Annotated in this window: 25 protein-coding genes and 1 pseudogene; 8 read left to right on the forward strand and 18 right to left on the reverse strand. The window is 63.2% G+C overall.

Features of this window, described 5'->3' with window-relative positions:
- The first annotated feature begins 13 nt into the window (after window positions 1–13).
- Window positions 14–838: an NADPH-dependent 7-cyano-7-deazaguanine reductase QueF gene (gene queF, locus ACR9ZC_RS24755; protein ID WP_481582282.1), complete on the forward strand. Its 825-nt coding sequence runs from the start codon at window positions 14–16 to the stop codon at window positions 836–838.
- Window positions 839–874: 36 nt separating this feature from the next.
- On the opposite strand, the gene ACR9ZC_RS24760 is transcribed toward queF, so the two are convergent.
- Window positions 875–2,359: an N-acyl-D-amino-acid deacylase family protein gene (locus ACR9ZC_RS24760; RefSeq protein WP_481582283.1), complete on the reverse strand. Its 1,485-nt coding sequence runs from the start codon at window positions 2,357–2,359 to the stop codon at window positions 875–877.
- A 10-nt stretch (window positions 2,360–2,369) separates the two neighbouring features.
- Window positions 2,370–2,561, reverse strand: coding sequence for a hypothetical protein (locus tag ACR9ZC_RS24765; RefSeq protein ID WP_481582284.1), 192 nt, complete (start codon window positions 2,559–2,561; stop codon window positions 2,370–2,372).
- On the opposite strand from ACR9ZC_RS24765, the gene ACR9ZC_RS24770 reads away from it, so the two are divergent.
- A complete protein-coding gene (locus tag ACR9ZC_RS24770) occupies window positions 2,560–3,834 on the forward strand; it encodes an amino acid deaminase (protein ID WP_481582285.1) in 1,275 nt (424 codons plus the stop codon). The genes ACR9ZC_RS24765 and ACR9ZC_RS24770 overlap by 2 nt on opposite strands.
- Here the strand turns inward: ACR9ZC_RS24770 and ACR9ZC_RS24775 are convergent.
- Together ACR9ZC_RS24775 and ACR9ZC_RS24780 are read right to left on the reverse strand one after the other, a co-directional pair.
- Entirely contained in the window at window positions 3,798–4,268 is a 471-nt protein-coding gene (locus ACR9ZC_RS24775; RefSeq protein ID WP_440558817.1) for a MarR family winged helix-turn-helix transcriptional regulator, read from the reverse strand. The genes ACR9ZC_RS24770 and ACR9ZC_RS24775 overlap by 37 nt on opposite strands.
- A 25-nt stretch (window positions 4,269–4,293) precedes the next feature.
- Window positions 4,294–5,889, reverse strand: a complete 1,596-nt coding sequence (locus ACR9ZC_RS24780) for an MFS transporter (RefSeq protein WP_481582286.1) — start codon at window positions 5,887–5,889, stop codon at window positions 4,294–4,296.
- A 127-nt stretch (window positions 5,890–6,016) separates the two neighbouring features.
- Between ACR9ZC_RS24780 and ACR9ZC_RS24785 the strand changes: the two genes are divergently transcribed.
- Window positions 6,017–6,868 (forward strand): EcsC family protein, encoded by an 852-nt coding sequence (locus tag ACR9ZC_RS24785; RefSeq protein ID WP_481582287.1) that lies wholly within the window; start codon window positions 6,017–6,019, stop codon window positions 6,866–6,868.
- Here ACR9ZC_RS24785 and ACR9ZC_RS24790 read toward each other — a convergent pair.
- The 9 genes from ACR9ZC_RS24790 to ACR9ZC_RS24830 all read right to left on the reverse strand — a co-directional run bounded on the left by ACR9ZC_RS24790 (window position 6,835) and on the right by ACR9ZC_RS24830 (window position 14,177).
- Window positions 6,835–7,797: an alpha/beta hydrolase fold domain-containing protein gene (locus tag ACR9ZC_RS24790; RefSeq protein WP_481582288.1), complete on the reverse strand. Its 963-nt coding sequence runs from the start codon at window positions 7,795–7,797 to the stop codon at window positions 6,835–6,837. The two genes, ACR9ZC_RS24785 and ACR9ZC_RS24790, sit on opposite strands and share 34 nt — an antisense overlap.
- Window positions 7,798–7,808: 11 nt before the next feature.
- Window positions 7,809–8,246, reverse strand: a complete 438-nt coding sequence (locus tag ACR9ZC_RS24795) for a CHRD domain-containing protein (protein WP_481582289.1) — start codon at window positions 8,244–8,246, stop codon at window positions 7,809–7,811.
- Between the two features lie 136 nt (window positions 8,247–8,382).
- Window positions 8,383–8,775 (reverse strand): surface-adhesin E family protein, encoded by a 393-nt coding sequence (locus ACR9ZC_RS24800; RefSeq protein WP_481582290.1) that lies wholly within the window; start codon window positions 8,773–8,775, stop codon window positions 8,383–8,385.
- A 185-nt stretch (window positions 8,776–8,960) separates the two neighbouring features.
- On the reverse strand, window positions 8,961–9,572 hold the full coding sequence (locus ACR9ZC_RS24805; RefSeq protein ID WP_481582291.1) for a transglycosylase SLT domain-containing protein: 612 nt from the start codon (window positions 9,570–9,572) through the stop codon (window positions 8,961–8,963).
- A gap of 177 nt (window positions 9,573–9,749) precedes the next feature.
- Window positions 9,750–10,328 (reverse strand): FMN reductase, encoded by a 579-nt coding sequence (msuE, locus tag ACR9ZC_RS24810; protein WP_481582292.1) that lies wholly within the window; start codon window positions 10,326–10,328, stop codon window positions 9,750–9,752.
- Between the two features lie 3 nt (window positions 10,329–10,331).
- Window positions 10,332–11,183: an ATP-binding cassette domain-containing protein gene (locus ACR9ZC_RS24815; RefSeq protein ID WP_481582766.1), complete on the reverse strand. Its 852-nt coding sequence runs from the start codon at window positions 11,181–11,183 to the stop codon at window positions 10,332–10,334.
- A complete protein-coding gene (gene ssuC / locus ACR9ZC_RS24820) occupies window positions 11,090–11,953 on the reverse strand; it encodes an aliphatic sulfonate ABC transporter permease SsuC (protein WP_481582293.1) in 864 nt (287 codons plus the stop codon). Before ssuC ends, ACR9ZC_RS24815 begins: the two co-directional genes overlap by 94 nt.
- Before the next feature lie 43 nt (window positions 11,954–11,996).
- Window positions 11,997–13,154, reverse strand: a complete 1,158-nt coding sequence (gene ssuD / locus ACR9ZC_RS24825) for an FMNH2-dependent alkanesulfonate monooxygenase (protein WP_481582767.1) — start codon at window positions 13,152–13,154, stop codon at window positions 11,997–11,999.
- Between the two features lie 27 nt (window positions 13,155–13,181).
- Window positions 13,182–14,177, reverse strand: a complete 996-nt coding sequence (locus ACR9ZC_RS24830; protein WP_481582294.1) for a sulfonate ABC transporter substrate-binding protein — start codon at window positions 14,175–14,177, stop codon at window positions 13,182–13,184.
- Window positions 14,178–14,421: 244 nt separating this feature from the next.
- Here ACR9ZC_RS24830 and ACR9ZC_RS24835 point away from each other — a divergent pair, with 244 nt between their 5' ends.
- Window positions 14,422–15,792 (forward strand): MFS transporter, encoded by a 1,371-nt coding sequence (locus tag ACR9ZC_RS24835; protein WP_481582295.1) that lies wholly within the window; start codon window positions 14,422–14,424, stop codon window positions 15,790–15,792.
- A gap of 155 nt (window positions 15,793–15,947) precedes the next feature.
- A complete protein-coding gene (locus ACR9ZC_RS24840) occupies window positions 15,948–16,472 on the forward strand; it encodes a hypothetical protein (protein ID WP_481582296.1) in 525 nt (174 codons plus the stop codon).
- A gap of 77 nt (window positions 16,473–16,549) precedes the next feature.
- Here the strand turns inward: ACR9ZC_RS24840 and ACR9ZC_RS24845 are convergent, their stop codons facing one another.
- Window positions 16,550–16,738, reverse strand: coding sequence for a hypothetical protein (locus ACR9ZC_RS24845; RefSeq protein ID WP_481582297.1), 189 nt, complete (start codon window positions 16,736–16,738; stop codon window positions 16,550–16,552).
- Between the two features lie 696 nt (window positions 16,739–17,434).
- Here ACR9ZC_RS24845 and ACR9ZC_RS24850 point away from each other — a divergent pair.
- Window positions 17,435–18,676: a glycosyl hydrolase family 28 protein gene (locus ACR9ZC_RS24850; RefSeq protein WP_481582298.1), complete on the forward strand. Its 1,242-nt coding sequence runs from the start codon at window positions 17,435–17,437 to the stop codon at window positions 18,674–18,676.
- Window positions 18,677–18,978: 302 nt separating this feature from the next.
- On the forward strand, window positions 18,979–19,464 hold the full coding sequence (locus ACR9ZC_RS24855; protein ID WP_422664590.1) for a DUF7079 family protein: 486 nt from the start codon (window positions 18,979–18,981) through the stop codon (window positions 19,462–19,464).
- A gap of 166 nt (window positions 19,465–19,630) precedes the next feature.
- Here the strand turns inward: ACR9ZC_RS24855 and ACR9ZC_RS24860 are convergent.
- Window positions 19,631–19,831, reverse strand: a pseudogene (locus ACR9ZC_RS24860) (hypothetical protein); the annotation flags it as partial.
- Between the two features lie 178 nt (window positions 19,832–20,009).
- On the opposite strand from ACR9ZC_RS24860, the gene ACR9ZC_RS24865 reads away from it, so the two are divergent.
- Entirely contained in the window at window positions 20,010–20,489 is a 480-nt protein-coding gene (locus ACR9ZC_RS24865) for a VOC family protein (protein ID WP_481582299.1), read from the forward strand.
- A 57-nt stretch (window positions 20,490–20,546) separates the two neighbouring features.
- Here ACR9ZC_RS24865 and ACR9ZC_RS24870 read toward each other — a convergent pair whose 3' ends face one another.
- The 3 genes from ACR9ZC_RS24870 to ACR9ZC_RS24880 form a co-directional block, all read right to left on the reverse strand.
- On the reverse strand, window positions 20,547–21,671 hold the full coding sequence (locus ACR9ZC_RS24870) for a thioredoxin family protein (RefSeq protein ID WP_481582300.1): 1,125 nt from the start codon (window positions 21,669–21,671) through the stop codon (window positions 20,547–20,549).
- A gap of 126 nt (window positions 21,672–21,797) precedes the next feature.
- Window positions 21,798–22,589 (reverse strand): alpha/beta fold hydrolase, encoded by a 792-nt coding sequence (locus ACR9ZC_RS24875; protein WP_481582301.1) that lies wholly within the window; start codon window positions 22,587–22,589, stop codon window positions 21,798–21,800.
- A gap of 65 nt (window positions 22,590–22,654) precedes the next feature.
- Window positions 22,655–23,071 (reverse strand): organic hydroperoxide resistance protein, encoded by a 417-nt coding sequence (locus ACR9ZC_RS24880; RefSeq protein WP_481582302.1) that lies wholly within the window; start codon window positions 23,069–23,071, stop codon window positions 22,655–22,657.
- Between the last annotated feature and the right edge of the window lie 35 nt (window positions 23,072–23,106).

Below are 23,106 nucleotides of genomic sequence, written 5' to 3' on the forward strand. Positions count from 1 at the left end.
ATCGAGCATCGTCATGACTCCCGAACAATCGCCGCTTGGCAAACCGGCCGCCTACACCGAACAATACGATTCGTCGCTGTTGTTTCCGATCGCTCGCGCGCTCGCGCGTGAGGCGATCGGCATCGGCCCGCAGTTGCCGTTTTTCGGCACGGACATCTGGAACGCCTACGAGCTTTCGTGGCTCAACGCGCGCGGCAAGCCGCAGATCGCCATCGCGACGTTCCTCGTACCGGCCGAATCGCCGAACATCGTCGAATCGAAGTCGTTCAAGCTCTATCTGGGATCGTTCGCGCAAACCCGCATCGAGTCCGCCGATGCGCTGCGCGACATGCTCAAGCGCGACGTTTCGGCGGCCTGCGGCGCGAGCGTGTCCGTGCGTCTCGCCACACCGGCGGAGTTCCACAAGCTCGCGATGGACGAACTCGAGGGGCTCTCGCTGGACAGGCTCGATCTCGAAGCCGACGTCTATCATCCCGAGCCCGCGCTGCTGACGGCGGCGCATGGCGAAGCGCCGGTCGAAGAGACGCTCGTCTCGAATCTGCTGAAATCGAATTGCCCGGTCACGGGCCAGCCGGACTGGGGCAGCCTCCAGATTCATTACGTCGGACCTCAGATCGATCAAGCCGGGCTCTTGCGCTACATCATCTCCTATCGCAATCACACGGGGTTTCACGAGCAGTGCGTCGAGCGCATCTTCGTCGATATCCTGCGCGAATGCCGGCCCGTCAAGCTCGCCGTCTATGCGCGTTACACACGCCGCGGCGGGCTCGACATCAATCCGTTTCGCACCAACTACAATCAGCCGATGCCGGACAATGCGCGCACTGCGCGCCAGTGACGCGCTCGGCGCTTGAAAGCCAGCGGCGCTCGGCGCTTAGAAGGCCTGCGGGGAGTCGTCGCCGGTCGCCCGCGGACCACGTGCGACGAAGCAGCCGGCCCGCTCCCCGGTCGGCTCGCCGCCACGATAGCTCGCAACGCCGTTGACCCAGACGGCATCGATACCGACGGCAGCCTCCTGCGGGCGCTCGAACGTCGCCGCATCGAGCACGCGCGCGGGATCGAACAACACGAGATCGGCGTGCGCGCCGCGCCGCACCTCGCCGCGCCCCTCCAAGCCGAAGCGCCGAGCCGGAAGACCGGTCATCTTGCGAACGGCCTCCTCGAGCGGCAGCAGTTGCTCGTCGCGCGCGTAATGGCCGAGCACGCGCGGAAATGCGCCCCATAGACGCGGATGCGGCAGCGGATCGTTCGGTAACCCGTCCGAGCCGATCATCGTCGCGGGATGCGACAGAATCCGGCGTACGTCGTCCTCCGACATGTTGTGATAGACGGCACCCGCCGGTTGCAGGCGCGCAGCCGCTTCCCGTTCGCTGACGCCCCATTCGCGCGCAATTGCCGACACGCGCTTGCCCGCCTGCTCCGGATGCGGCGTCGACCACGTCACCGTGATCTCGATATCGCCCGTCACCTGCGCGAGGTCGAGCGTCGTGGAGCTGCGATCGTAGGGATAGCAGTCGCAACCGATCGGCTGCAAGCGCCGTGCGGAGTCGAACGAAGCGAGGACTTCTTTGCTGCGGCCCCAGTTGCGCGGGCCCGCGCATTTCAGGTGCGAGATGACCACCGGCACGCGCGCATGCCGGCCGATGCGGCAGGCTTCGTCGAATGCCTCGAGGATCGCGTCGAACTCGCTGCGCATATGCGTCGTATAGATCGCGCCGGCCGCCGCGAGCGGTTCAGCGAGCGCCATCACCTCTTCGGTCGGGGCCGCATTGGCGGATCCATACGCGAGCCCCGAACTCAGGCCGAGCGCGCCATGCGCAAGCGCTTCTTCGAGCTGCGCGCGCATCGCCGCGAGCTCTTCTTGCGTGGCGGCGCGATCGAGCCGGTCCATGTGATTGTTGCGCAGCGCGGTATGACCGACCAGCGCCGCGACATTGACCGCGGGCCGCGCCGCATTGACGGCGGCGCGGTAGGCCGCGAAACTCGGATAGCAAAAGGCGTCGGCGCCGCCGAGCAGATTCATCGGGTCCGGCGGATCGCCCGCGAGCGTGACGGGCGAAGCGCTGATGCCGCAATTGCCGACGATCACCGTCGTCACGCCCTGCGTCAGCTTGGGCAGCATCTGCGGAGAGCGGATCGCGTGGATGTCGTCGTGCGTGTGCACGTCGATGAAACCGGGCGCCAGCGCGCGCCCTTCGGCCTCGACGAACTCCTCGGCAACCCAGTTCGACAGGTTGCCGATCGCGGCGATGCGGCCGTCGCGCACGGCCACGTCGCGCTCGACGGGCGGGTTGCCGGTGCCGTCGTAAAGCATCGCGCCGAGGATTAGCGTATCTGCGGCTTCTGGATGGGAATGCATGAACGAGCTCCTACGGCGGATGCGGCGCCGGCAGGGACACGGGCGCGCCATGCGCACGATCGTACTCGACCATTACGCCCGATGCACGCAATGCGCCCTTTTCCGCTGGCGGATCGCCGGCCGGCCTCGTACCATCGTCGTCTGAGCGGCCTGCCTCGAGCCATGCCAGCGCCGCGTTCGAACGCTCCACCAGGATCGCCATGAAAATCGCCTACCAAACCGCCACGATCGACCCTTACGGCAAAGGGCTGGGCTCCGTGCCGAGCGCCAGCGTGCCGCTGAACCAGGCCGTCAACCTCGAGTGGAATCTGTTGGCCGAGGACGTGAGCCTGCCCGCTGCGGTGCTGCGCGCCGACCGCATGGAGCACAACCTCAAATGGATGCAGGCCTTCATGGCCGAGTACGGCGTGAAGCTCGCGCCGCATGGCAAAACGACGATGGCGCCGCAGCTCTTTCGCCGCCAGCTCGCGGCGGGCGCCTGGGGCATTACGCTCGCCACCGCGCACCAGACGCGCGCGGCCTATGCGGCCGGGGTGCAGCGCGTGCTGATGGCGAACCAGCTGGTCGGGCGACGCAATATGGCCATGATCGCCGAGCTGTTGACCGATCCGGATTTCGAGTTTTTCTGCCTCGTCGATTCAGCTGACGGTGTCGATCAGTTGGGCGCGTTCTTTCGTTCCGTGCGCAAGTCGCTCCCCGTGCTGCTGGAGCTGGGCGTACCCCGTGGACGCACGGGCGTGCGTGACGACGCACAGCGCGACGCCGTATTGTCCGCGCTCGAGCGCAACGCCGATACGGTCAAGCTCGCGGGCGTCGAACTCTACGAAGGCATTCTTGCCGACGAGCAGGCCGTGCGCGCGTTCTTGCGCCGAGCGCTCGATACCACCCGCCTGCTCGCGGCGCAAGGACGGTTCGCCCGCACGCTGGCCATTCTCTCGGGCGCGGGCTCGGCATGGTACGACGTCGTGGCCGAAGAATTCGCCCACGAATCGGCCAGCGGGCGCGTCGAAGTGGTGTTGCGCCCCGGCTGCTATCTGACGCACGACGCCGGCGTCTACGCGAAAGCCCAGGCGGGTGTACTCGCACGCAACCCGATCGCCCGCAAAATGGGGGAAGCGTTGCTGCCCGCGCTGCAACTGTGGGCCTACGTGCAATCGATTCCCGAACCGGATCGCGCGATCGCCGGCTTCGGCAAACGCGATACGGCGTTCGATGCGGGCCCGCCCGTTGCCGCGCGCCACTACCGCCCGGGAACACAGGCGCCGCGCGATATCGCGCCCGAGGAAGGCTTCGAAGTCACGAACATGATGGATCAGCATGCCTATCTGCGCATTGCGCCGGGTACCGACCTCAAAGTGGGCGACATGCTTGCATTCGACATCTCGCATCCGTGCCTGACGTTCGACAAATGGCGGCAAATCCTCGTCGTCGATGCCGACTATCGTGTGACGGAGGTCGTGGAGACCTGCTTCTGAGCCGGTTCGACGGTTTGCGCGATGCGCGTTTCGAGCTGGCACAGCGCTGACGACAATGCGGCCCGCGCATCGGCGGGTAAGGCCCCCATCGTCTCGCGCAAGAACGCGTTGCGCCGCGGCAGGCTCTCTTCGACGGCGGCGGCGCCCTCGCGCGTCAGCACGACGTTGGTGATACGGTTGTCGCGCGTATCGGTGCTGCGCGCCACCCAGCCGAGCAGTTCGAGCGCCTTCAATTGCCGCGTGAGCGCGCCCGGATCGATACGGAGTTGCTCGACGAGCCGCTTTTGCGACCACTCCCCCTCGTCCGAAGCCAGCGCGCGCAAGATGCGCCAGCGCGTCATCGGATGCCCGACTTGCGCTTCGAACGCGGACATGAATGCGCGGTAGGTCCGCCCGAATTGCTGGACGGTGGCGACGTAATCGTGTTCTTCCATGGAGCGTGGTGGCTGACTTCCAAATTCACTCTGCGGCGGGCACCGGCTCGGCGGCCCTCGTGATCTTGATGCGCGGCACCCGCCGGCACTGCCAGATCGAAAATACGGCGACCACCATTGCGACGGCGATGCCGGCATGGATGGCTGCGACGAGTGCCTCGCGCGAAGCTTCGATCAACGCAGCGCCGTCGAAGCCTCGAACGGCCAGCTCTCGCGCGAGCGCGCGCTGAGCATCGATATTCACGAGGATTTGCGGATCGCGAAATCGGGCGATCCATGCCGTGGCTCGGTCCGTCGCAAGCGCGTCGCGCACGCCATGCTCGTACATCCGCGTGACGAGCGTCCCCGTAAATGCGGTGCCGATCATACCCCCGATCATGCGCAACAACTGCAAAAGCGCCGTCGCGATTCCCAGATGCTCGCGGCCCGCGGTCTGTTGCGCGAACACCGTCAGATTCGGCAGCACGAAACCCAAGCCGAGCCCGCCGGCCATCATGAATGCCATCAGGACTGCATGCGGCATGGTGCGCGTGGCGAGCACGGTGCCCGAACACGCCAGCGCAACGAGCGTGAAGCCGACGTAGAGCATCGTATTCGGATTGCGAACGCGCGTGACGATCCGCCCATTCACGATGCTGCCGATCGTGATGAACACGACCAACGGCGTGACGACGAGGCCGGCATCGCGCGGCGAAAGGCCGAAGCCGCCTTGCAGCAACAGCGGCGCATAGAACAGCAGCGAAAACATCGAAAAACCGCCGAGCACCGAAAGCGAGAACAGTGCGGCCAGCGAGCGATTGCGAAACATGTCGAGCGGAAGGATCGGTTGGGCGTTCGAGCGTTCCCACTTCAGCAGGCCAAACGCGCAGCCGAGGCCGACCGCGGCCAGCGCGACGACGCTCGGCGTGAATCCGTCGTGCGCGACCCATTCGACGAAAAGCTGCAGCGCGCTGAGCGCCACGGCAATCAAAAGCGCCCCGATCCAGTCGAGCCGTACGCGCACGGTATGGGCGATATGTCGGAGATGCGGCAGATAACGCCACACGAAGACGAGCGAGAGCAGCCCGACGGGCAGATTCACGAAGAATGCCCACCGCCATCCCCAGTACTGCGTGAGAAAACCACCGAGCGAAGGACCGATGGCATTCGCAATGCCGAAGGCCGAACTCATCATGACCTGCCAGCGCAGGCGCACGACCGAATCGGGGAAAAGATCGGCGATACAGGCGAACGCAGTGCCGACGAGCATGCCGCCGCCAATGCCCTGCAGCCCCCGCGCGAGCACGAGGAACAGCATGCTGTTGGCCGCGCCGCATAGCGCCGACGCGCCGGTGAAAAGCGCGATCGATACGAGGACGAAAGGCTTGCGCCCGTAATAGTCGCCGAGCCGGCCGAAGATCGGGACGGTGATGACCGAGGTGAGCAGATACGACGTGGCCACCCACGCGTAGAGCTCGAAGCCTTTGAGTTCGGCCACGATGGTGGGCAAAGCCGTGCCGACCACTGTCTGATCGAATGCGACGAGCATTGTCACGAAAGAGATGCCGAGCATCGCGAGCAGCGACTCACGAAACGGCAGCACCTGCGCACGTGAATGATGAGCGGCAGTATGGACAGCCATTTTTTGTCGATACAATCGTTGATGAGTCAAAGATATCGTAATGCTAGCATGAGGCAGGCGACGGCGCTGCGAGCGCGCGGACCGCCGCTTGCGCAGGCCATCTCGTATTCGAAACAGTTTTCTGACGATGAAAACGATTCCAATCGCTACCACAACGCTGACTGAAGACGACCGCGCCGCTTTGGCGCGCGCGAAGGAAGCGCTGGAGCGCCAGCCGCTTGCCATGAAGCTTGCCTCTGCCGTCGGTGCCCCGATCGAGCGGCTGATCGAGCGGCTGCCGGCGGCAGCGCACGATACGGTCGCCGCCGCGACGCGCGTGGCGCTCGAAAAATGCCTTCATGTGGCGCTCGCGAGCGTCCCCAAATCGGGGCGGAGTGCGCCCGGTCCGCTCCGGCCCGCGCGTGACATCTGGCACAAGGTGGCCGTAGCGACGACCGGCGCGGCAGGAGGCGCATTCGGGCTGATGGCGCTGCCCGCGGAACTGCCGGTGACGACGGCCCTCATGTTTCGCTCGATCTGCGACATCGCGCGCAGCGAAGGCGAAGACCTGAACTCGGCCGAAACACGGCTTCAATGTTTATCGGTTTTCGGGCTGGGCGGCGGTGCGGCGCGGCACGCCAGCACCGACGAGGATGCCGATTTCGGCTATTTCATCGCACGCGGCGCGCTCGCGCAAGCGATCTCGAAAGCGTCGTCCGAACTCGCGTCGAAAGGGGTTGCGGCGCACGGCGCGTCCGCGCTGATGAGGCTCACCAACGCCATTGCGGCGCGCTTTTCGGTGCAAGTCAGTGAACAGGTGGCGGCCAAATCGATTCCGGCCATCGGCGCAGTGCTCGGCGCACTCGTCAATACAGCCTTCATCGATCACTTTCAGCAGACCGCCCACGGTCATTTCGCGGTGCGCCGCCTCGAACGGCAATACGGCTCCGATGCCGTGCGCCTCGCCTATGAGGCGATCGAGCGCTCGGCACGCGGCTGAACACGGCACGCCTTCGCGTGGCGGCACGCGAACGCGGCGGCCCGCTCGAGCGCCGCGCGCCCCTCGGGGATGAACGGCACGAACAATTGCCAGACATGCGGCATCTTCGGCCAGATTTCGAAATCCACTTCGACCTGCACCGCGCGCGCCCGCTCGGCCACCCGCCGGGCATCATCGAGCAGCACTTCCGTGCTGCCGGCCTGGATCAGCAAGGGCGGCAGGCCCTTCAGATCGGCGTAGAGCGGCGAGGCGTAAGGATGCGTGGTGCTCGTGGTGCCGAGATAGAACCGGGCCGCGCGCGCAATGGCGGCGCCCCGGAACATCGGATCCAGACCATCGTTGCTGACGAGCGTCGCGCCCGTCGCGGCGAGGTCGGTCCACGGGGAAAACAGCAAGCCCGCCGCGGGCAACGCATCGCCGGCATCGCGCAGCGCCACGAGCAGCGCCAGCGCGAGGCCGCCGCCGGCCGAATCGCCGGCCACGACGATGGATTCCGGCGGTATGCCGTCCCGGACCAATTGCCGATAGGCTGCCAGCGCATCGTCGAGCGCTGCCGGAAACGGGTGCTCCGGCGCTAGCCGATAGTCGAGAGAAAACGTGCGGGCGCCCGTGTGCACCGCGAGCGGAAACACGAGCGACCGATGCGACTTGGGCGAGCAGAAGTAATAACCTCCGCCATGCAGGTAAAGCAGTGTGCGCACCGGTGCCGCGCGGGCCATATCGGCGATCGGCTCGAGCCATTCGCCAGCAAGCGGCGCGTGGTTGCGCCCGCTGCTGTCGATGAAGCGCCACCCGGCCGGTACGCGCGGCGACCAGATCCGCGCGGCCGTCCTGGCCCGCGCGCGCTCCACGCTCGCATGCGGGTTTTCGGTCTCCGGGCGAAACTGCCGCTCGAGAAGCCAGCAGGCGACCCGGCTTTGCCAGCTCAAGGATTCACCGCTCAGTGCGACGGCTGCAGTTGACCGCGGATCTCGCCACCTTTGTTCTTCGCCGTATGCACGTTGAAGTACCACTTGCCGTTTTCAAGGTCGGCGATCTGCGCATCGGTCAGCGTCTGCGTTCCGGACACGTTGCCGGATGCCGCCTCCGGCACTTTCACCGGGACCACGGGCGCTGCGTTTTGTCCAACCGCCGCCGGCCCGTGAAAGTGCGCCGCCGTCGCGGGCCCGGTCAGTCCTTCATAGCTGATCGTCCATTTGAACGCTTTTGTCGACGTGTCGAGTGTGGCATCTACCGAACCCTTGCCCGGGCTCGTTGTCGGCGGCACTTCGGCCGAACCGGTCAGCGTCGCCTTGTACGCGACTTGCTCTGCATATACGGCGCTCGTCGCCGCGGCCGAAAGCAGGACGGCCATGCTCAGTTTGCGCATAAGTCCCATCTTGTTCTCCTGTCAGTGGATGCCGCCCACGCCGGAACGACGCGCCCGCGAAGCGGTGTCCACATAGTAGGCCATACCCCGAAACATTTCTCGACGCGCTTAGGCCCTTAGACCGTCCGACGGTTCGCGCTGCGCCTCAGCAGACTTTGCGGAACATGATGTCGACGACGGTGCCGGGACCGATTGCAGTCCACTCGGGGCTGGAGGGATGGACGAAGCCTGCGGGGGTGCCGTCAGCGGCGAGGTAATGCGTATCGACCGCGCGCCATCGCTTGTGGCTGCAATCGATCTGATAGCGGGTGAGCGAAACGGCGACGGGCTGAGCGGCGCCCTGCACCTTCTCCGGGACTTTCCACGTCGTCTTTCCGATGTACTCGATGTAGCCGTCGGCGTCGGTGGCGACACTATCGGTATCCACTGCATAGGAGAGATCGCGTTCGCCCGACAGGTAGCTCCACTGCGTGGCTTCCGCATGAACCATGGCGCCCATGGGCATCAGACAGACGAGCAATCGACGGAGCAATTTCATTGGTGGTTCCGATTGTGCGAAATTGGCCCAGGTACGTCGATTGAATTATTCTTTTACTGCTTTTCGCTTATGCGCGCGGCGCACGACGTCGACCGATTCTAGCAGAGCGATCTGCCACGACACCCAGGAATACGAGCAATTCACACGAAACGCGAAGCGCGGCAATTCCGCCGCGCAAAGCCGCTTTAGCGTTCGGCGCTTGCGGTCGTGGCGCTCGCGCCGGCGTTCAATTCGAAATCGCGCGCATGCAGACTCACTTTGCGGGCATAAGCCGTCGAGCCGCCATAGTTCTTGAGTGCGGCGACCACATCTCCCTGAGCAGATTCGATATAGCCGCGCAGGATGGCCGAGCCCGCATCGATATTGGCGGCCGGCTGCGTGAGATCGATATGCTGCACGAGCCGACGGTGCGCCGCGGGAACGACCTGCATGAGGCCCGTCGCGCCATGCGCGCCGCGGGCCGTCTCCTTGAACCTCGATTCGATCGAGATGATCGACAGCACCAGTGCCGGAGGCAGCGAGTACTTCGAGGCCGAAGCCATGACCGCCCGAGTGATCTGCTCCGCCTTGGCTCGCGCAAGACCGAATTTGCGCACGAGCATGCCCGATAGCTTGTGCGTTTCGCCGTCGGCGGCCGAATCGCTTGCAGCGGCCGGGGCAGACGCGAACGCATCCCCCGGTGCCTGGGGCGACGAAGCGGCGATAGCGCGAATCGTTTCGGGCTCCTCAGCAATCGCGTGCGTGAAAGAGCCGAACAAAAGCAACGATGCGCAAAGGATTCGGAGGGTTCGGAGCATGAAACATAATATGAATGAACGCTCCGCATTATAGCGATATCGATCCTTTTGGATAGCGCGCCCTTTCCCATTCAATGCCGGCATAGCGATGCGCTAAAGGAACGTTTAGATCGATTTAAGTAGTAGCTTACCTCCCGGAGGCGGCACAAATCGATCGCCGAATTGGCGAGGGACTCGTCAGGCCGCGACAGTTTCGCGCGCGGCCGCAGCCAATGCGGGCCTTCCGTCGAGCCACGGCGCGGCGCGCTCCACGGCCAGCGCAATCCGTTGCCGCAGGGTCGTGCTCGCGATTTCGTAGTGATCGAAGTCACGCTCCGAGGCATAGACACCGAGGGGCAGCGTGAGCGCTTGAAAGAACGCGAAAAGCGGCCGCAGCTGATGGTCGATGACGAGCGAATGACGCTCGCTTCCGCCGGTGGCGGCAAGCAACACCGGTTTATCGACGAGTGCAGCCTGACCGACCAGATCGAACAGGTGCTTGAAAAGCCCCGTGAAAGAGCCGCGGAACACGGGACTCGCCACCACGAGCGCATCGGCCCCTTCGATCGCTTCGACATGCGCCCTCGCCTCCGGTGGCAATTGGTTGCGATATACGGTCCGTCCCAGCGCGGGAGCGATTTCGCCAAGCTCGACGAGCCGAACGTCGAGCGCGACGAGCGCACTCAACGCCGCCACGATCTCTTCGACGAGCACCAGTGTGCGCGAGGGCCGCTGAAGTCCGCCGGATACGGCAACCAATTTCAATTGCTTCGTCATCGCTCATGTCCTCTTGAATGCCGGATGCAGCACACGCTGCAACACATCGTTTTCGATCGCGGCGAAAGCGGCGGCGCCGCGCGCCCGCGGTCGCGGTAGGTCGACTGCTCGCTCGAGTGCCACGCGCCCGTGCTCGATGAGCACGATGCGCTGCGCCAATGCCACCGCCTCATGAACGTCGTGCGTGACGAGCAGCGCGGTGAACCCGTATTCGCGCCAAAGCCGCTCGATGAGTTCATGCATTTCGATGCGCGTCAGCGCATCGAGCGCGCCGAGCGGTTCGTCGAGTAACAGCAGGTCGGGGCGGTGAACGAGTGCGCGCGCGAGCGCCACGCGTTGACGCTGTCCGCCGGAAAGCTGCGCCGGCCAATCGTGTTCGCGCGCGCCCAGCCCGACCTCCTGGAGCGCCGCGCGCGCATCGTCGCGCGCGGCGCGAGGCAAACCGAGCATCACGTTGCCGAGCACGCTCTTCCACGGCAGCAGGCGTGCGTCCTGGTACATGATCCGGATACGCGGCGGCGCCCCGTCCTCGTCGCGCGCCGAGTCCTGCGCGCGCGCACCGATATCGACTTCGCCGTCGTCGGCTGTGTCGAGCCCGGCCACGAGCCGCAGCAGCGTCGACTTTCCACATCCGCTACGGCCGATGACCGCTATGAAACTGCCTTTGTCGATCGTCAGATCGAGGTGATCGAGAACCGTGCGCGATCCGTAGCGCTTCGTCACCGCGCCTAGCCGGACGGCGGCTTCCAGTGCGGTCGCCGTCATGCCTTCGCTCCCTTGAACGAGCCCGGTGGCCGCCGCATCGCTCTCGCCCAGGGCAACGCACGGCGCCGCGTGCCGGCACTGCGCGCCGATGCGGCGAACGCGGGATGCCACGGCATCAACTGCCGCTCGAGCCAACGGGCGAGCACATCGGCCAGCTTGCCCAGCACCGCGTAGAGCAGGATGCCCAATACGACGACATCGGTCTGCATGAATTCGCGCGCATTCATCGTCATGTAGCCGATACCGGACTGCGCCGAAATGGTCTCGGCGACGATCAGCATCGTCCACATGAGACCCAACGCAAACCGTACGCCGAGCAGTATCGTCGGCAACGCACCCGGCAAAATCACGTCGCGATAGAGCGCAAATCCGTGGACATCGTAGCTCTTCGCCATTTCGACGAGATTCGCGTCGACCGAACGGATGCCGTGAAACGTATTCACGTAGATCGGGAAAAATACGCCGAGCGCGACGAGAAAAAGCTTTGCCTGCTCTTCGATGCCGAACCAGAGTATGACGAGCGGAATCATTGCCAGCGCGGGAATGTTGCGAATCATCTGGACGGTCGAATCGAGCGCCGCCTCGACCGGCTTGAAGAGTCCGCAGGCCAGGCCACACACGAATCCGGCACCGCCGCCGATCGCAAACCCCGTGAGCGCGCGCCACGCGCTGACCTTCACGTCGGCCGATATCTCTCCGCTGCGCCAGAGCCTCCATGCCGCATCGGCCACTGCAAGCGGCTCGGGCAACACGCGCGCAGCGAGCCACCCGGCGCGTGCGCTCGCCTCCCATAGCGCAACGATCAGCGCCGGCACGATCCATGGCGCAACGCGTTTGATCAGGACTCCTTGCCATTTCACGATGCTTTCTCCCAGGTTTGCAGTTGCGGTTATCGGCCCGTCATCAGCTTTGCGAAACGTTCGGCAAATAGCTGTTACCCACCACCTCGCCGAACGGGCCGGACAATGGCGCCTCGATACGTTCCCGAACGCGCCCGGGCAACCGTGGAAAGACGAGCTCCGCGAAGCGATAGGCCTCCTCGAGATGGGGATAGCCGGACAGAATGAATGTCCCGATGCCGAGCTCGGCGTACTCGCTCATGCGTGCCGCAACTTGCTTCGCGTCTCCGACGAGTGCCGTCCCCGCTCCGCCTCGCACAAGTCCGACGCCCGCCCAGAGATTGGGGTAGATCTCGAGGTCCGCCCTTGTACGCCCCTTGCCGCCGTGCAGTGCCGCCATGCGGCGCTGCCCCTCGGAATCCATCTTCGAAAAGGCCGTTTGCGCGCGGCCGATGGTTTCGTCGTCCAGGCGGCTGATGAGCCTGTCGGCTGCAGCCCACGCTTCGTCGGCCGTCTCGCGCACGATCACGTGCAGGCGAATGCCGAACTGAAGATCGCGGCCTTGCTCGCGCGCCTTGGCGCGTACCTCGGCGATCTTTTTTTCGACGGCTTGCGGCGGCTCGCCCCAAGTGAGGTACGTGTCGACGTGCGAGGCAGCGATAGCGTGCGCAGCCGGCGAGGAACCGCCGAACCAGAGCGGCGGATGCGGGCGCTGCACGCTGGGGTAGAGCAGCTTGCCGCCCTTCGAAGCAAGATGCTCGCCTTGATAGTCGACTGTGCCGCCTTCGTGGGCCGTCCGAAGCTGTTCTCGCCAGATCGTCAGAAACTCGTCCGTGATCTCGTAACGTGTGTCGTGATCGGCAAAGACACCGTCGCCCTCGAGTTCCGCCGGGTCGCCCCCCGTGACGACGTTGATGAGCAATCGCCCGTTCGAGAGGCGATCGAACGTTGCCGCCATGCGCGCCGAGAGCGCCGGTGAACTCAACCCCGGCCGTATCGCGACGAGAAACTTCAGGCGCTGCGTGACCGGGATCAAGCTCGAGGCGACGACCCATGCATCCTCGCAGGAGCGCCCCGTCGGCAGCAGCACGCCGTCGTAGCCGAGCGTGTCGGCCGCCACCGCGACTTGTTTGAAGTAATCGTAGGTCGCCGCCCTCGCGCCGTCGGACGTGCCCAGGTAACGCGTGTCGCCATGCGTCGGAATGAACCAGAACACCCGCATCATCGTTCTCCCTCTCGTCTCACGGTTTCATGCAAGCCACTGTGCGTCATGCACGGCGATGCGCTTCGGAATCAATTTGAGTTCGCCGAACGTATCGGCGATCGCCTGCTGCGAGGCCAGCACCTGAGCGGTGACCGGCGTCGCGCCATAGGCCGCGCGGCGAGCCGCGAGTTCGACCGTGGACGCGTCCAGGCCGACGAGCGGCGCAAGCTCCCGCGCCACTTCCGCCGGGTGCGCCTTGGCCCACGCGTCCGCCGTGGCGAGCTCTTCGAGGACCGCATGCACGAGCTTCGGCTCGGCCGCCGCGAACTTGCGCGCGGCGAGATAGAACTGTGTGTTGTCGACGAGGCCCGTTCCGTCCACGAGCACGCGCGCGTCGGCCTGTCGCTGGATAGCCGCAAAGTACGGGTCCCAGATCACCCAGGCATCGACACTGCCTTGCGTGAAGGCCGCGCGCGCATCCGCCGGCGCCAGGTAGGCGGGCTGAATGTCGGCGTAATCGAGACCGGCATGCCGCAGCGCACGTACGAGCAGGTAGTGAACGTTGGAGCCCCGGTTCAGCGCGACTTTCTTGCCGCGTAGATCCGCAATCGTCTTGATAGGCGAATTGCGTGGGACGACGATGGCTTCGGACGTCGGAGCCGCCGGCTCGTTGGCGACATAGACGAAATCGACCCCTGCCGCTTGCGCGAAGATAGGCGGCGTTTCGCCCACCGTGCCGAAATCGATGGCTCCGGCGTTGAGGCCCTCGAGCAATTGCGGCCCGGCGGGGAACTCGAGCCATTTCACTGTGACGCCCTCGTTCGCGACGCGTTTTTCGAGCGTGCCGCGAGCTTTCAGCAGTACCAGAGTGCCGTATTTCTGATAACCGATCCGCAATGTTTTCGCGGGCCCTTGTGCAAATACGGCGGGCCCGAAGCCGGCGGCGGCGGCGCCGGATGCGAGTACCGCACCGCCGAGCACGGCGGCTTTCAGCCAGCGGCGGCGGGCCGCCACGTGTTGGTCGTCGTTTTTTGAAGACATAGATTCCCCACGGAGCGTTTGACGCGCCAGTCAAAATATTCAGGTGTGCAAATTGATCGGAACAAAGGCACCGTTGCGAACGCAACCGGAAGAGGCAGTCTAGAAAACGATTCGCTCGGCGTGAACGATTGATTTCAGCTTTGCTCGTGACGAATCGTCATAACCGGCGCGTGCTTATTTCTTGTTGGATTTTTATTCTGGATACTTGCATGTCGAACTCATCGAGAATCTCGGGGACCACGACATGCGCGCTTTGGACCCTCATGAACGCGACAACCGCCCGAACACAGGCAGCCCGCCCCCCGCCAGCGTTGCGGCTCGGGAACGACCGCCCTCGCCCGGCAACGGCCGCATCGATGCGCGCCTGCTGAAGGCCGTTTTCGCGACTGCGCTCCTCAATGGCCTCGAACTCTTCGACTTCACCGTATTTGCCTTTTTCGGTGCAATTATGGGCGATCGATTCTTTCCGTTCACCCAACCGATGACTTCGCTGCTACTCGCCGCGGCGACGTTCGGCGTCGGTCTTCTTGCGCGCCCGCTAGGCGGCTTGCTGCTGGGCGCCTATGCCGATCGCTGCGGACGGCAGCCGGCGCTGCTCTTGAGCTGCTGGTTCGCCACGCTCGGCACGGCGGCGATTGCCCTCGCCCCGACCTACGAGCAAATCGGCATTGCCGCGCCACTGCTCGTCGTCGTGTCGCGCGTGCTGCAGGGCCTTGCCGTTGGCGGTGAAATCGGTCCCGCCGCGGCGCTTGCGATGGAAGCGGCGCCGCCGTCGAAACGCGGCTTCGTCATCGGTTGCCAATTGGCCGGCCACGGCATTGCACCGCTCTTCGGCGCATCGCTCGGCGCGCTGCTGAGCGGCATGCTGACGCCCGCCCAGCTCTTCGATTGGGGCTGGCGCGTCGCGTTCGCCATGGGGCTACCGCTGATCGGCATCGCCTACTATCTGCGCCGCAAATTACAGGAAGGCGGCATCTCAGACAGGACCGCCACGGGCGACGCACGACGCCGCCCGGTCGCGCAGCTCTTTCGGCATCATCGACGCATCATTGCAATGGCGACATTGCTGATGGGCTTTCGTACCGTACCGCTTTACGCGGTCGTCTATTTCCTGCCCACGTATACGGCGCACGTCATACACCAGCCAATGCTGAACGGCTTTCTCGCATCGACACTTTCGGCCGTGCTGCTGATCGCATTGTCTCCGGCGGCCGGCATCGTCATCGACAAGCTGCCGCGGCGCAAACCTCTGCTTTTCGCCACCGCCAGCGGGACCGCGATCGGCGTCTATCTGCTCTTCGTCGCCATGACGCCCGCCGCCACTGCGGCACGGCTCTTGATAGGCATTGCTTCGATCACCGCGTTGATCGTGCTCGGCGGATGTGCCGCCACCGTATTGGTTTTGGAAGCCTTGCCGCACAATGTGCGTGCAACGGGACACGGCTCGACCTATGCGCTCGGCACGGGGATGTTCGGTGGCACCGCGCAACTCGCCGTGGCCGCGTTGATGAAATGGACGGCCAACCCGATGTCGGTCGCCTGGTATGTCGTGCCCTGTTGCCTGCTCAGCGCGGGCGCGGCAATCGCGTTCAACGAGCGACGTCCTGAACGCTGAATATCGGAACGATGCGCCGGCATGCTCCGATGCCAACACGCTTCCCGCGAAAACCCGCACTGCGTAGCAACGCCCGAGTGCAAATTGGAGTGCCCTGCCTCGTAAGAGGTCGCAATCGCGGTACATTTGCCTCGGACATCTCCTGAGGGGCACCCATGGCAGCGCAATTTGACGACGACACACTGATCGCCGACATCTTCCGCGAAGCCGCGCGAAAAAATCTGCCGCAAAAGGAACTGGCGTCGCGAGCACAGCTCTCCGAAAAAGCGCTATCCCGCATGAAAAAACGGGGCTCCGCGCGCCTGTCCGCAGTCATGAGACTGGCCCGCGCTGCCGGCGTGCGTATCGCGATCGTCCCGGAAACGTCGGACTTGACGGCGATGTGTGCCACATCGGAAGGACCCGCGACAATTGGAAGTCCCAAACGGTTTCGCGATCGACATCCTGAACTCGTATGGTCCAATCGCGGCGCCGACGACGCCGTTTATATCCAGCGCGCCTTGCTTGATCCTCGGTTCACCACGCTGCTCGACGCAGCTCAGGAATTCGGGATCGCCCGGCTCGAACAGGAATGGGACAAATTGGCGGCCTCGCCAAGCAAGGAGGTTCAACGCGTACAGCCAGCGACAAGCCGTATGTTGAGGAACATTCGCCATGGATTCGAGCAAGCTTCGCGTTGATACGCGTGTGGTCTGGGAGCAATTGGATGGTCACCCGCTTCTCCCAAATCCCGAATGCAGCAGAGCCGGTTGCCTCATCACAGCAACCGGCTCTTGCCCGGGTGAATAGCCGGCCCCCACGGGCCTCTGGCTGTGCCGTCAGTATCGATGCGGCTCGTCATCGTCGCGATGATGGCGAATGCGACGTTCGTGTTCGTGAAGCCAAGGGTCGCGATCGCGTGGGTGGTCACGACGCCATTCGTCATGCGCCCAATAGCGGTGACCATCCCAGTACCGGTCGTTATGCACGCCAATCTCGATACTGGCACCCACCGGGATCAACCGCGCCTGACCATATGCGGATTGAAATGGTGAGTGTTGTGCGAACGCAGTTCCTGTAGTGAACGCTGCCCCTGTAGCTGCGACCGAGATCAAAGCTGAATAAATGATGGAACGTGCTTTCATGATAGAGCCCTCCCTGTTCATTTCAGCCCACCGACGCGCGCGGCCCCGACTGCAGATGGTATGCCCGTCGCCATGGCTTGCAATTCACTCTAGCGGCGATGGTTATGAGCACCTGTGCCAAGTTGTAAGGATAGATTTATCAGGTGCTTAGCCTTTGCGCATGTCTTATGTCTGCTACGTCGGAGCCTAAGGGGCTACAGCCGATGCGAGAAGAGAAGTCCCACGGGCGCTGTTAATCCCTGGTTACATCCCGGTCCTTTTTCCCCAAATGGTGGGATGAAAGACATGTAAGGCGAACGTTGAAACAGCAGACCTTCAGATCCGCTTTTTACCCCATGCCGGCGGACAAGCAATTGCTGCCATCCGCACGTAAATTGCAGGATTCCCTTACAAGCGCAAACGTTAAAACGCAACATTCGCGCGAATACAATTTCGTGCGGAACGACTTGTAACGGTTCACCTTGGCGCATTGTCTTGCGCTCGATAAAAACGAAGTACAACGACAGGTGGGTGTGGCAATGACGACAAAACGCAAATTAGGCTTCCTCTTTACCGGATTTCTCCTCGCCGCCGGATCCGCGCACGCACAGACGCTTGCGACGGGCGATAGCCGGGCGGTAACGGAGCCTACTTATCCTATCGTCTGCAAGACGCTTTACGCGAATTTCTCCAGTTCGATGCGTTCATCGCCGCCGAGCACCGATGATACGAGCCGCATCCAGGACGCGTTAAGTGCATGCGCGGGTACGGGACAAAGCGTGGTGCTTGCACCGTCCGGCCCCAACAACGCCTTCTACACGGGAAGCCTGACGATCAAGGGAGCAGGCCTCGTCATCGGTTCCGGCGCAACGCTGATCGGGAACAACTATGCGAGCAAGGCTAACCTGCTGGCATTCTCGGGCACCAACGCATCGTTGATGGGACCGGGTACGGTCGATGGGCGCGGCGACATCATCTCCGGAACGCCGAGGCTCGTGCAGGCCAGCAAGGTTTCTAACTTCATCGTCTATAACATCACGCTGACACAGGCCGCGCACCCGAATCTGTACGTCGAGGGCGGCAACGGGTTTACAGCGTGGGGCGTGTCTATCCGTACACCCGCGACGCGCAAGAACGCGGACGGTATCGACATCGATAGCCTGACCAACGCCACGGTGATCCATTCGACCATCGAAGCCGGCGACGACGGCATCGCCATCAAGACCAATTCCGGAAACATTTCGAACGTCACTGTATCCGACACGAGGCTGTACGGTACCCATGGTTTGTCCGTCGGCAGCATCGACAAGAACGCGGTCTCGAACATTCTGTTCAAGGACAATTACGTGTACGGCTACGACTTGAATGGCACGTTGTCGACGAACGACAACGGCATCAACGTCAAGACCGGACCATGTTCGCTGACAGTGAAGAATGTGAGCTACGTCAATACGTGCATGATCCATGTCAAGCACATGATCGTCATGGATACGAACTACAACAGTTGCACGACCGGCGGCAGTCCTGCGCTGTCGAACATCTTCGTCAATGGGGCTTACTCGATCCAATCGGTGTCGGGCGCGTATACGAAGATCGCCGGGCTCAACGCGAGTTACCCGGTCGGGGCATATCTGGCAAACGTCAATCTCGATGCCACTGCGCAAAGCGGGGATCAGTATGCCAAGGTTGGTTTAGATAACTCGAACGACGTTCCAGCGGGAACGGGCGTGACTACGTCGAACTTTACGACGTCGGGCAGCGTGCCGAGTTGTTCGTTCTAATGCTGTTACTGCATCGGTGACGCTTCTGCAAACGTCATGAGGCGGCGCGGCGAGACGCATCGAAGCGTCGGCCCGCTTCTACGTCGGACTCCCACCAGATTTGGGAGTGAGCAACACGTGCCGTCGACGTCGTATTTGCCGTAGCATTCGGATTCGTAGTTCTCGAATACGGCTTCATGGCTCCCGAACAGACGAACCTGCCTGCTTCAAACGACCGCCAGGCGCTCGAACGAGCGCTTGCCGAGCTGCAAGGATCGGCCTCGCAATTCAGCGCCAGCTGCATTCGCGAATGCGCTACGCCCATGACATTGCGGCAAGCTCAACGGAATTACGCGAGGCGGTCCGCGCCGGGTAGCATATGGCGCCGATGCGGGCTTCAGCGTGCTTTACCCTCGGCCCACGCGGTGACGATAGTGCGCGAACTACTGGACACCCAACGTCGAGCACCTGTGTGGGAAGCACTCGCCGAACTATTCGTCGGCCGGGAGTTACAGGAATATGACTACGTTGCAATTGCTCAGACGCTGCGTGCGTCGGGGTACGGACGCGAGGAACTCGAACGGATACTCAGAGATGAAGTCGCGCCGGCGTTGCGGGGCAACCTCTCGCCATGGGCCGTGCCGGAGATGGAAGGCTGGTCTCAAGAGACCGTGGTAGCAGTCGTACGCGGGTATATGGAACGTCGACCTGGCGGTCTGTCGAGACTGCTGAACCGCCTGTCGGGACGTCGTGCAGTGCCACAAGTTGCCCATGCTCGATGGCTTCGTGTGCTTGCGCGGCTGATCTAAGCGAATCGCCGCTTCGCGTATTCCATTGTCATTTCCAGCGGCCCGCGCGATAAGCTGGCAGATCGCATCGCGCCAGTAATCGGCAAACGCGGGACACTCCGTCCGTAGGATTCATCGCTGCGGTAGCGGCGCGCCTTGCGGCGAGCGCGCCGGACATACCGCCGACTCACTGGCCGATCTTCTTGCTCACCTGGTTTTCCTGCTGGTTCAACGTGCGCCGCTCCTGTTTGGCGATGTGGCCATTGTTCTGGCTCGCCATCATCCGCTCTCCGCAGCGAATTTTCCGGTCGTCCTTGCGGAGCTTGGCCGCCTGAGCGCGCGAGATGTCGCCTTCACGGACTTCATCATGGATGCGGCGATTCTGACCACGCGCGTGAGCGTTGTTGTGGAAAATACAACGGCAGTTGTGCAATCTACAACATAGCTCGCAAAATCGGGGACGCAGGCGTTGTTGGTTTCAACGGGCGTGCCCAGACCTCCTCAAATAGTCGTAGCCTTTCCCCTTCGATGAACCTTTCTCTGCATCCCCTATCAGGAGAATCGAAATGGCCAGCAAAAACACGATCTGTCTTTGGTACGACGGCACCGCGTTGGACGCCGCGAAGTTCTATGCCGAAACGTTCCCGGATAGCGCGGTGGGCGCAGTCCATCGCGCTCCCGGCGACTACCCGGCGGGCACGCAGGGCGACGTATTGTTGGTCGAATTCACGGTGATGGGCATCCCCTGCCTCGGCTTGAACGGAGGCCCGGGAATCAAGCACAACGAGGCATTCTCATTCCAGGTTGCGACCGATGACCAGGCTGAAACGGATCGCTTATGGAATGCGATCGTTCAAAACGGTGGCCAGGAAAGCGAATGCGGCTGGTGCAAGGACAAGTGGGGCGTGTCATGGCAGATTACTCCACGCGTTCTGATGGCCGCGATCGCCGATCCTGATCGAGCGGCGGCCAAGCGCGCGTTCGACGCCATGATGGGCATGAAAAAGATCGATATCGCGACAATCGAAGCTGCTCGACGCGGCTGACGTTGCAGCCTCCAAACCGTCCGCACCCGAAGGGGTGCGGAGCAAGCAGTCGACCAATCAGCCGAAAGTGAAGGCAAATGCGCCGACGCCGGGATCAAGGAAACGAATTTCGAACACGTGTTCCTTCACCACGCCGGACTGGCGCACGAGCTGGTAAAGACGCGTCTGGGTAACGATGCCATTGCCTGCGGGATCGGTGTCCGAACCGTGATTTTCGCCAGGCGCATGTCCATCAATCCTGACTTGAAAACGCACTGGCGTGCCATCGGCACTGGGCCCGAGAACCAGGTGCAAGTCGCGTGCAGCGAACCGATAGGCAATGCTGCCGCCCGCCCTGTTCAGGCTCGTGCGCTCCGCCCCGACGGTCCAATTGCCACCGAGGCTCCATTCGTTCAATCCCGGGTCGCTGATCGAGTAGTCATAGGCAAGGTCCCGCTTCAAGCCGCTACGCGAAACGAAGTTCGATGCTTGTTCGTAGCCGACATAGGTTTCCCCGGAACGCAGGTGCGCAATATCGGGCGCGGCCTGTTCGCCGCTGGCCTGCGGGGTGGTCAATGCGCCCATCGCGTCGCGCTTGCCGGCTTCCGCCAACAACGATTGGATGATTTTCTCCGTCTTGTCATAGTTTCCTTCGCCGACGAAATGCGCCCGTACCTGTCCTTGCGCGTCGGCGATGTAGAACGCGGGCCATACGTTGTTGTGAAAGGTGTCCCAGACGCGATGCTCGGTGTCGACGGCGATCGGATAGTCGATCTTGAAACGTGCGACCGCCTTTTCGATATTCGCGGTGTCTTTCTCGAAACTGAATTCCGGCGTGTGCACGCCGATCACGACCAGACCCTGATCGCGGTATTTCTCGGCCCAGGCGCGCACATGCGGCAAAGTGCGGATGCAGTTGATGCAGGAGTAGGTCCAGAAATCGACCAATACCACCTTGCCGCGCAACTGTGCCGTATCGAGCGGCGGCGAGTTCAGCCATGTCGTCGCGCCTGCCAGCGAAGGAAGCGCGCCCAGAAAAGGCAGGCCGCTGCGATAGGCCTGGCTTGCGTTGACACTGCCTCCGGCGGCGTCGGCAACCGGCATGCTCTCGAACATTGCAGCACCCGCACCAAGTGTGACGAGAGCGGCACCGGCGAGCCAAGCAAGGCGCTTGTGAAAAAGCTTTCTGAGATAAGACATCATGATGAATTCCCTCGGACGAAGCAGACAAACCGATGCAATCGGCTCGATGATGGGTGACCCGGGCGGGCGGCGATCGGTGCTGCCCGCCCGCGTCATGCAGCGTCGCCGGCTACGGCTTGAATGCTCTTATTTGTTGTCAGCGGCCTCTTCGATCACCTTCGCCACCGCATCCGGGTGCGAGACCATGACCACGTGAGACGCGCCCTGCACTTCGACGACGTCCTTCGCGTGCGCGCGCTTAGCCATGAAGCGCATCGCGTCGGGCGGGATGTTTTTGTCGGCAGTGCCGTACACGAAATAGGACGGCAACTGCTTCCACGCGGAGCCATTAGCCGCTTCATTGAGTGCAGCCACCGTCACCGGACGCTGGCCCGCGGCCATCAGCGCCGCACGTTGCGGCGATACATCAGCGGCAAACTGCTGCGGGAACTTGTCCTGCCGGATATAGAGGTCCTTGCCGCCGTCAGCCAGCGGCACGGGATCGGCAAGCGCATCGCCAAGTGTACTGCCGGGGAACTTGCCCGCCAGGCCTGCGACAGTCTCGCCCGCGTCGGGAGCGAACGCCGCGACATAGACCAAAGCCTTCACTTCGGCATTGCCCTCTGCAGCCTTGGAAATGACCATGCCGCCATAGGAGTGGCCGACCAGCACGATCGGCCCCTTGACGGCACCGATCACGCCGGCGGTGTACTGCGCATCGTTGCCGACGCCGCGCAGCGGATTGGCGACGCTCAACACCGGATAACCTTTGGCAGTGAGCCGCTTCGCCACACCATCCCAGCTGCTCGAATCGGCGAAAGCGCCGTGGATCAGCACGATGGTGGGCTTGGCAGCCGTGCCCTGGACCGGGGTGATGGGCATTTCCGCATGCGCCGCCGACGCGAGGGCGGCAAACGCGGTGAAAGTCGCGATCGACATCAGCCATTTACCGAGGTATTTCCTGGCATTCATGATGGATTCCTTTCTCGTTTTTCGGTGGCGGCTTATGCCAGGCTGAGGATCACGTCGACATTGCCGCGCGACATCTTCGAATAGGGGCAGATCTGATGCGCCGCCTCCATCAACTCTTGCGCAACATCGCGCGGCAGACCAGGCAGGCTTACGCTCAAGCGCGCCTGCAGGAAGAAGCCGCCAGCGCCGGTGCCCAGGTCGACTTCGGCATCGACGGCGACGCCGGGGGGCACGCTGATGTTCCGCTCTTTCGCGGCCCGTCCGATCGCGCCGATGAAGCAAGCCGACCACCCGGCTGCGAAGAGCTGTTCGGGATTGGTGCCGTCGCCTCGGCTGCCCGGAGGAGACAGCTTGATGTCGAGACGGCCGTCGTCGCTTCTCGCCGCGCCTTCACGGCCGCCGGTGGTGTGTGTCTTGCCGGTATAGAGGACGTTTTCGATCTTGCTCATGACGCTTCCTTACGGAGGATTAGTGCTTGATTGAG

This window comes from Trinickia sp. HAY1-2D (assembly GCF_056754935.1).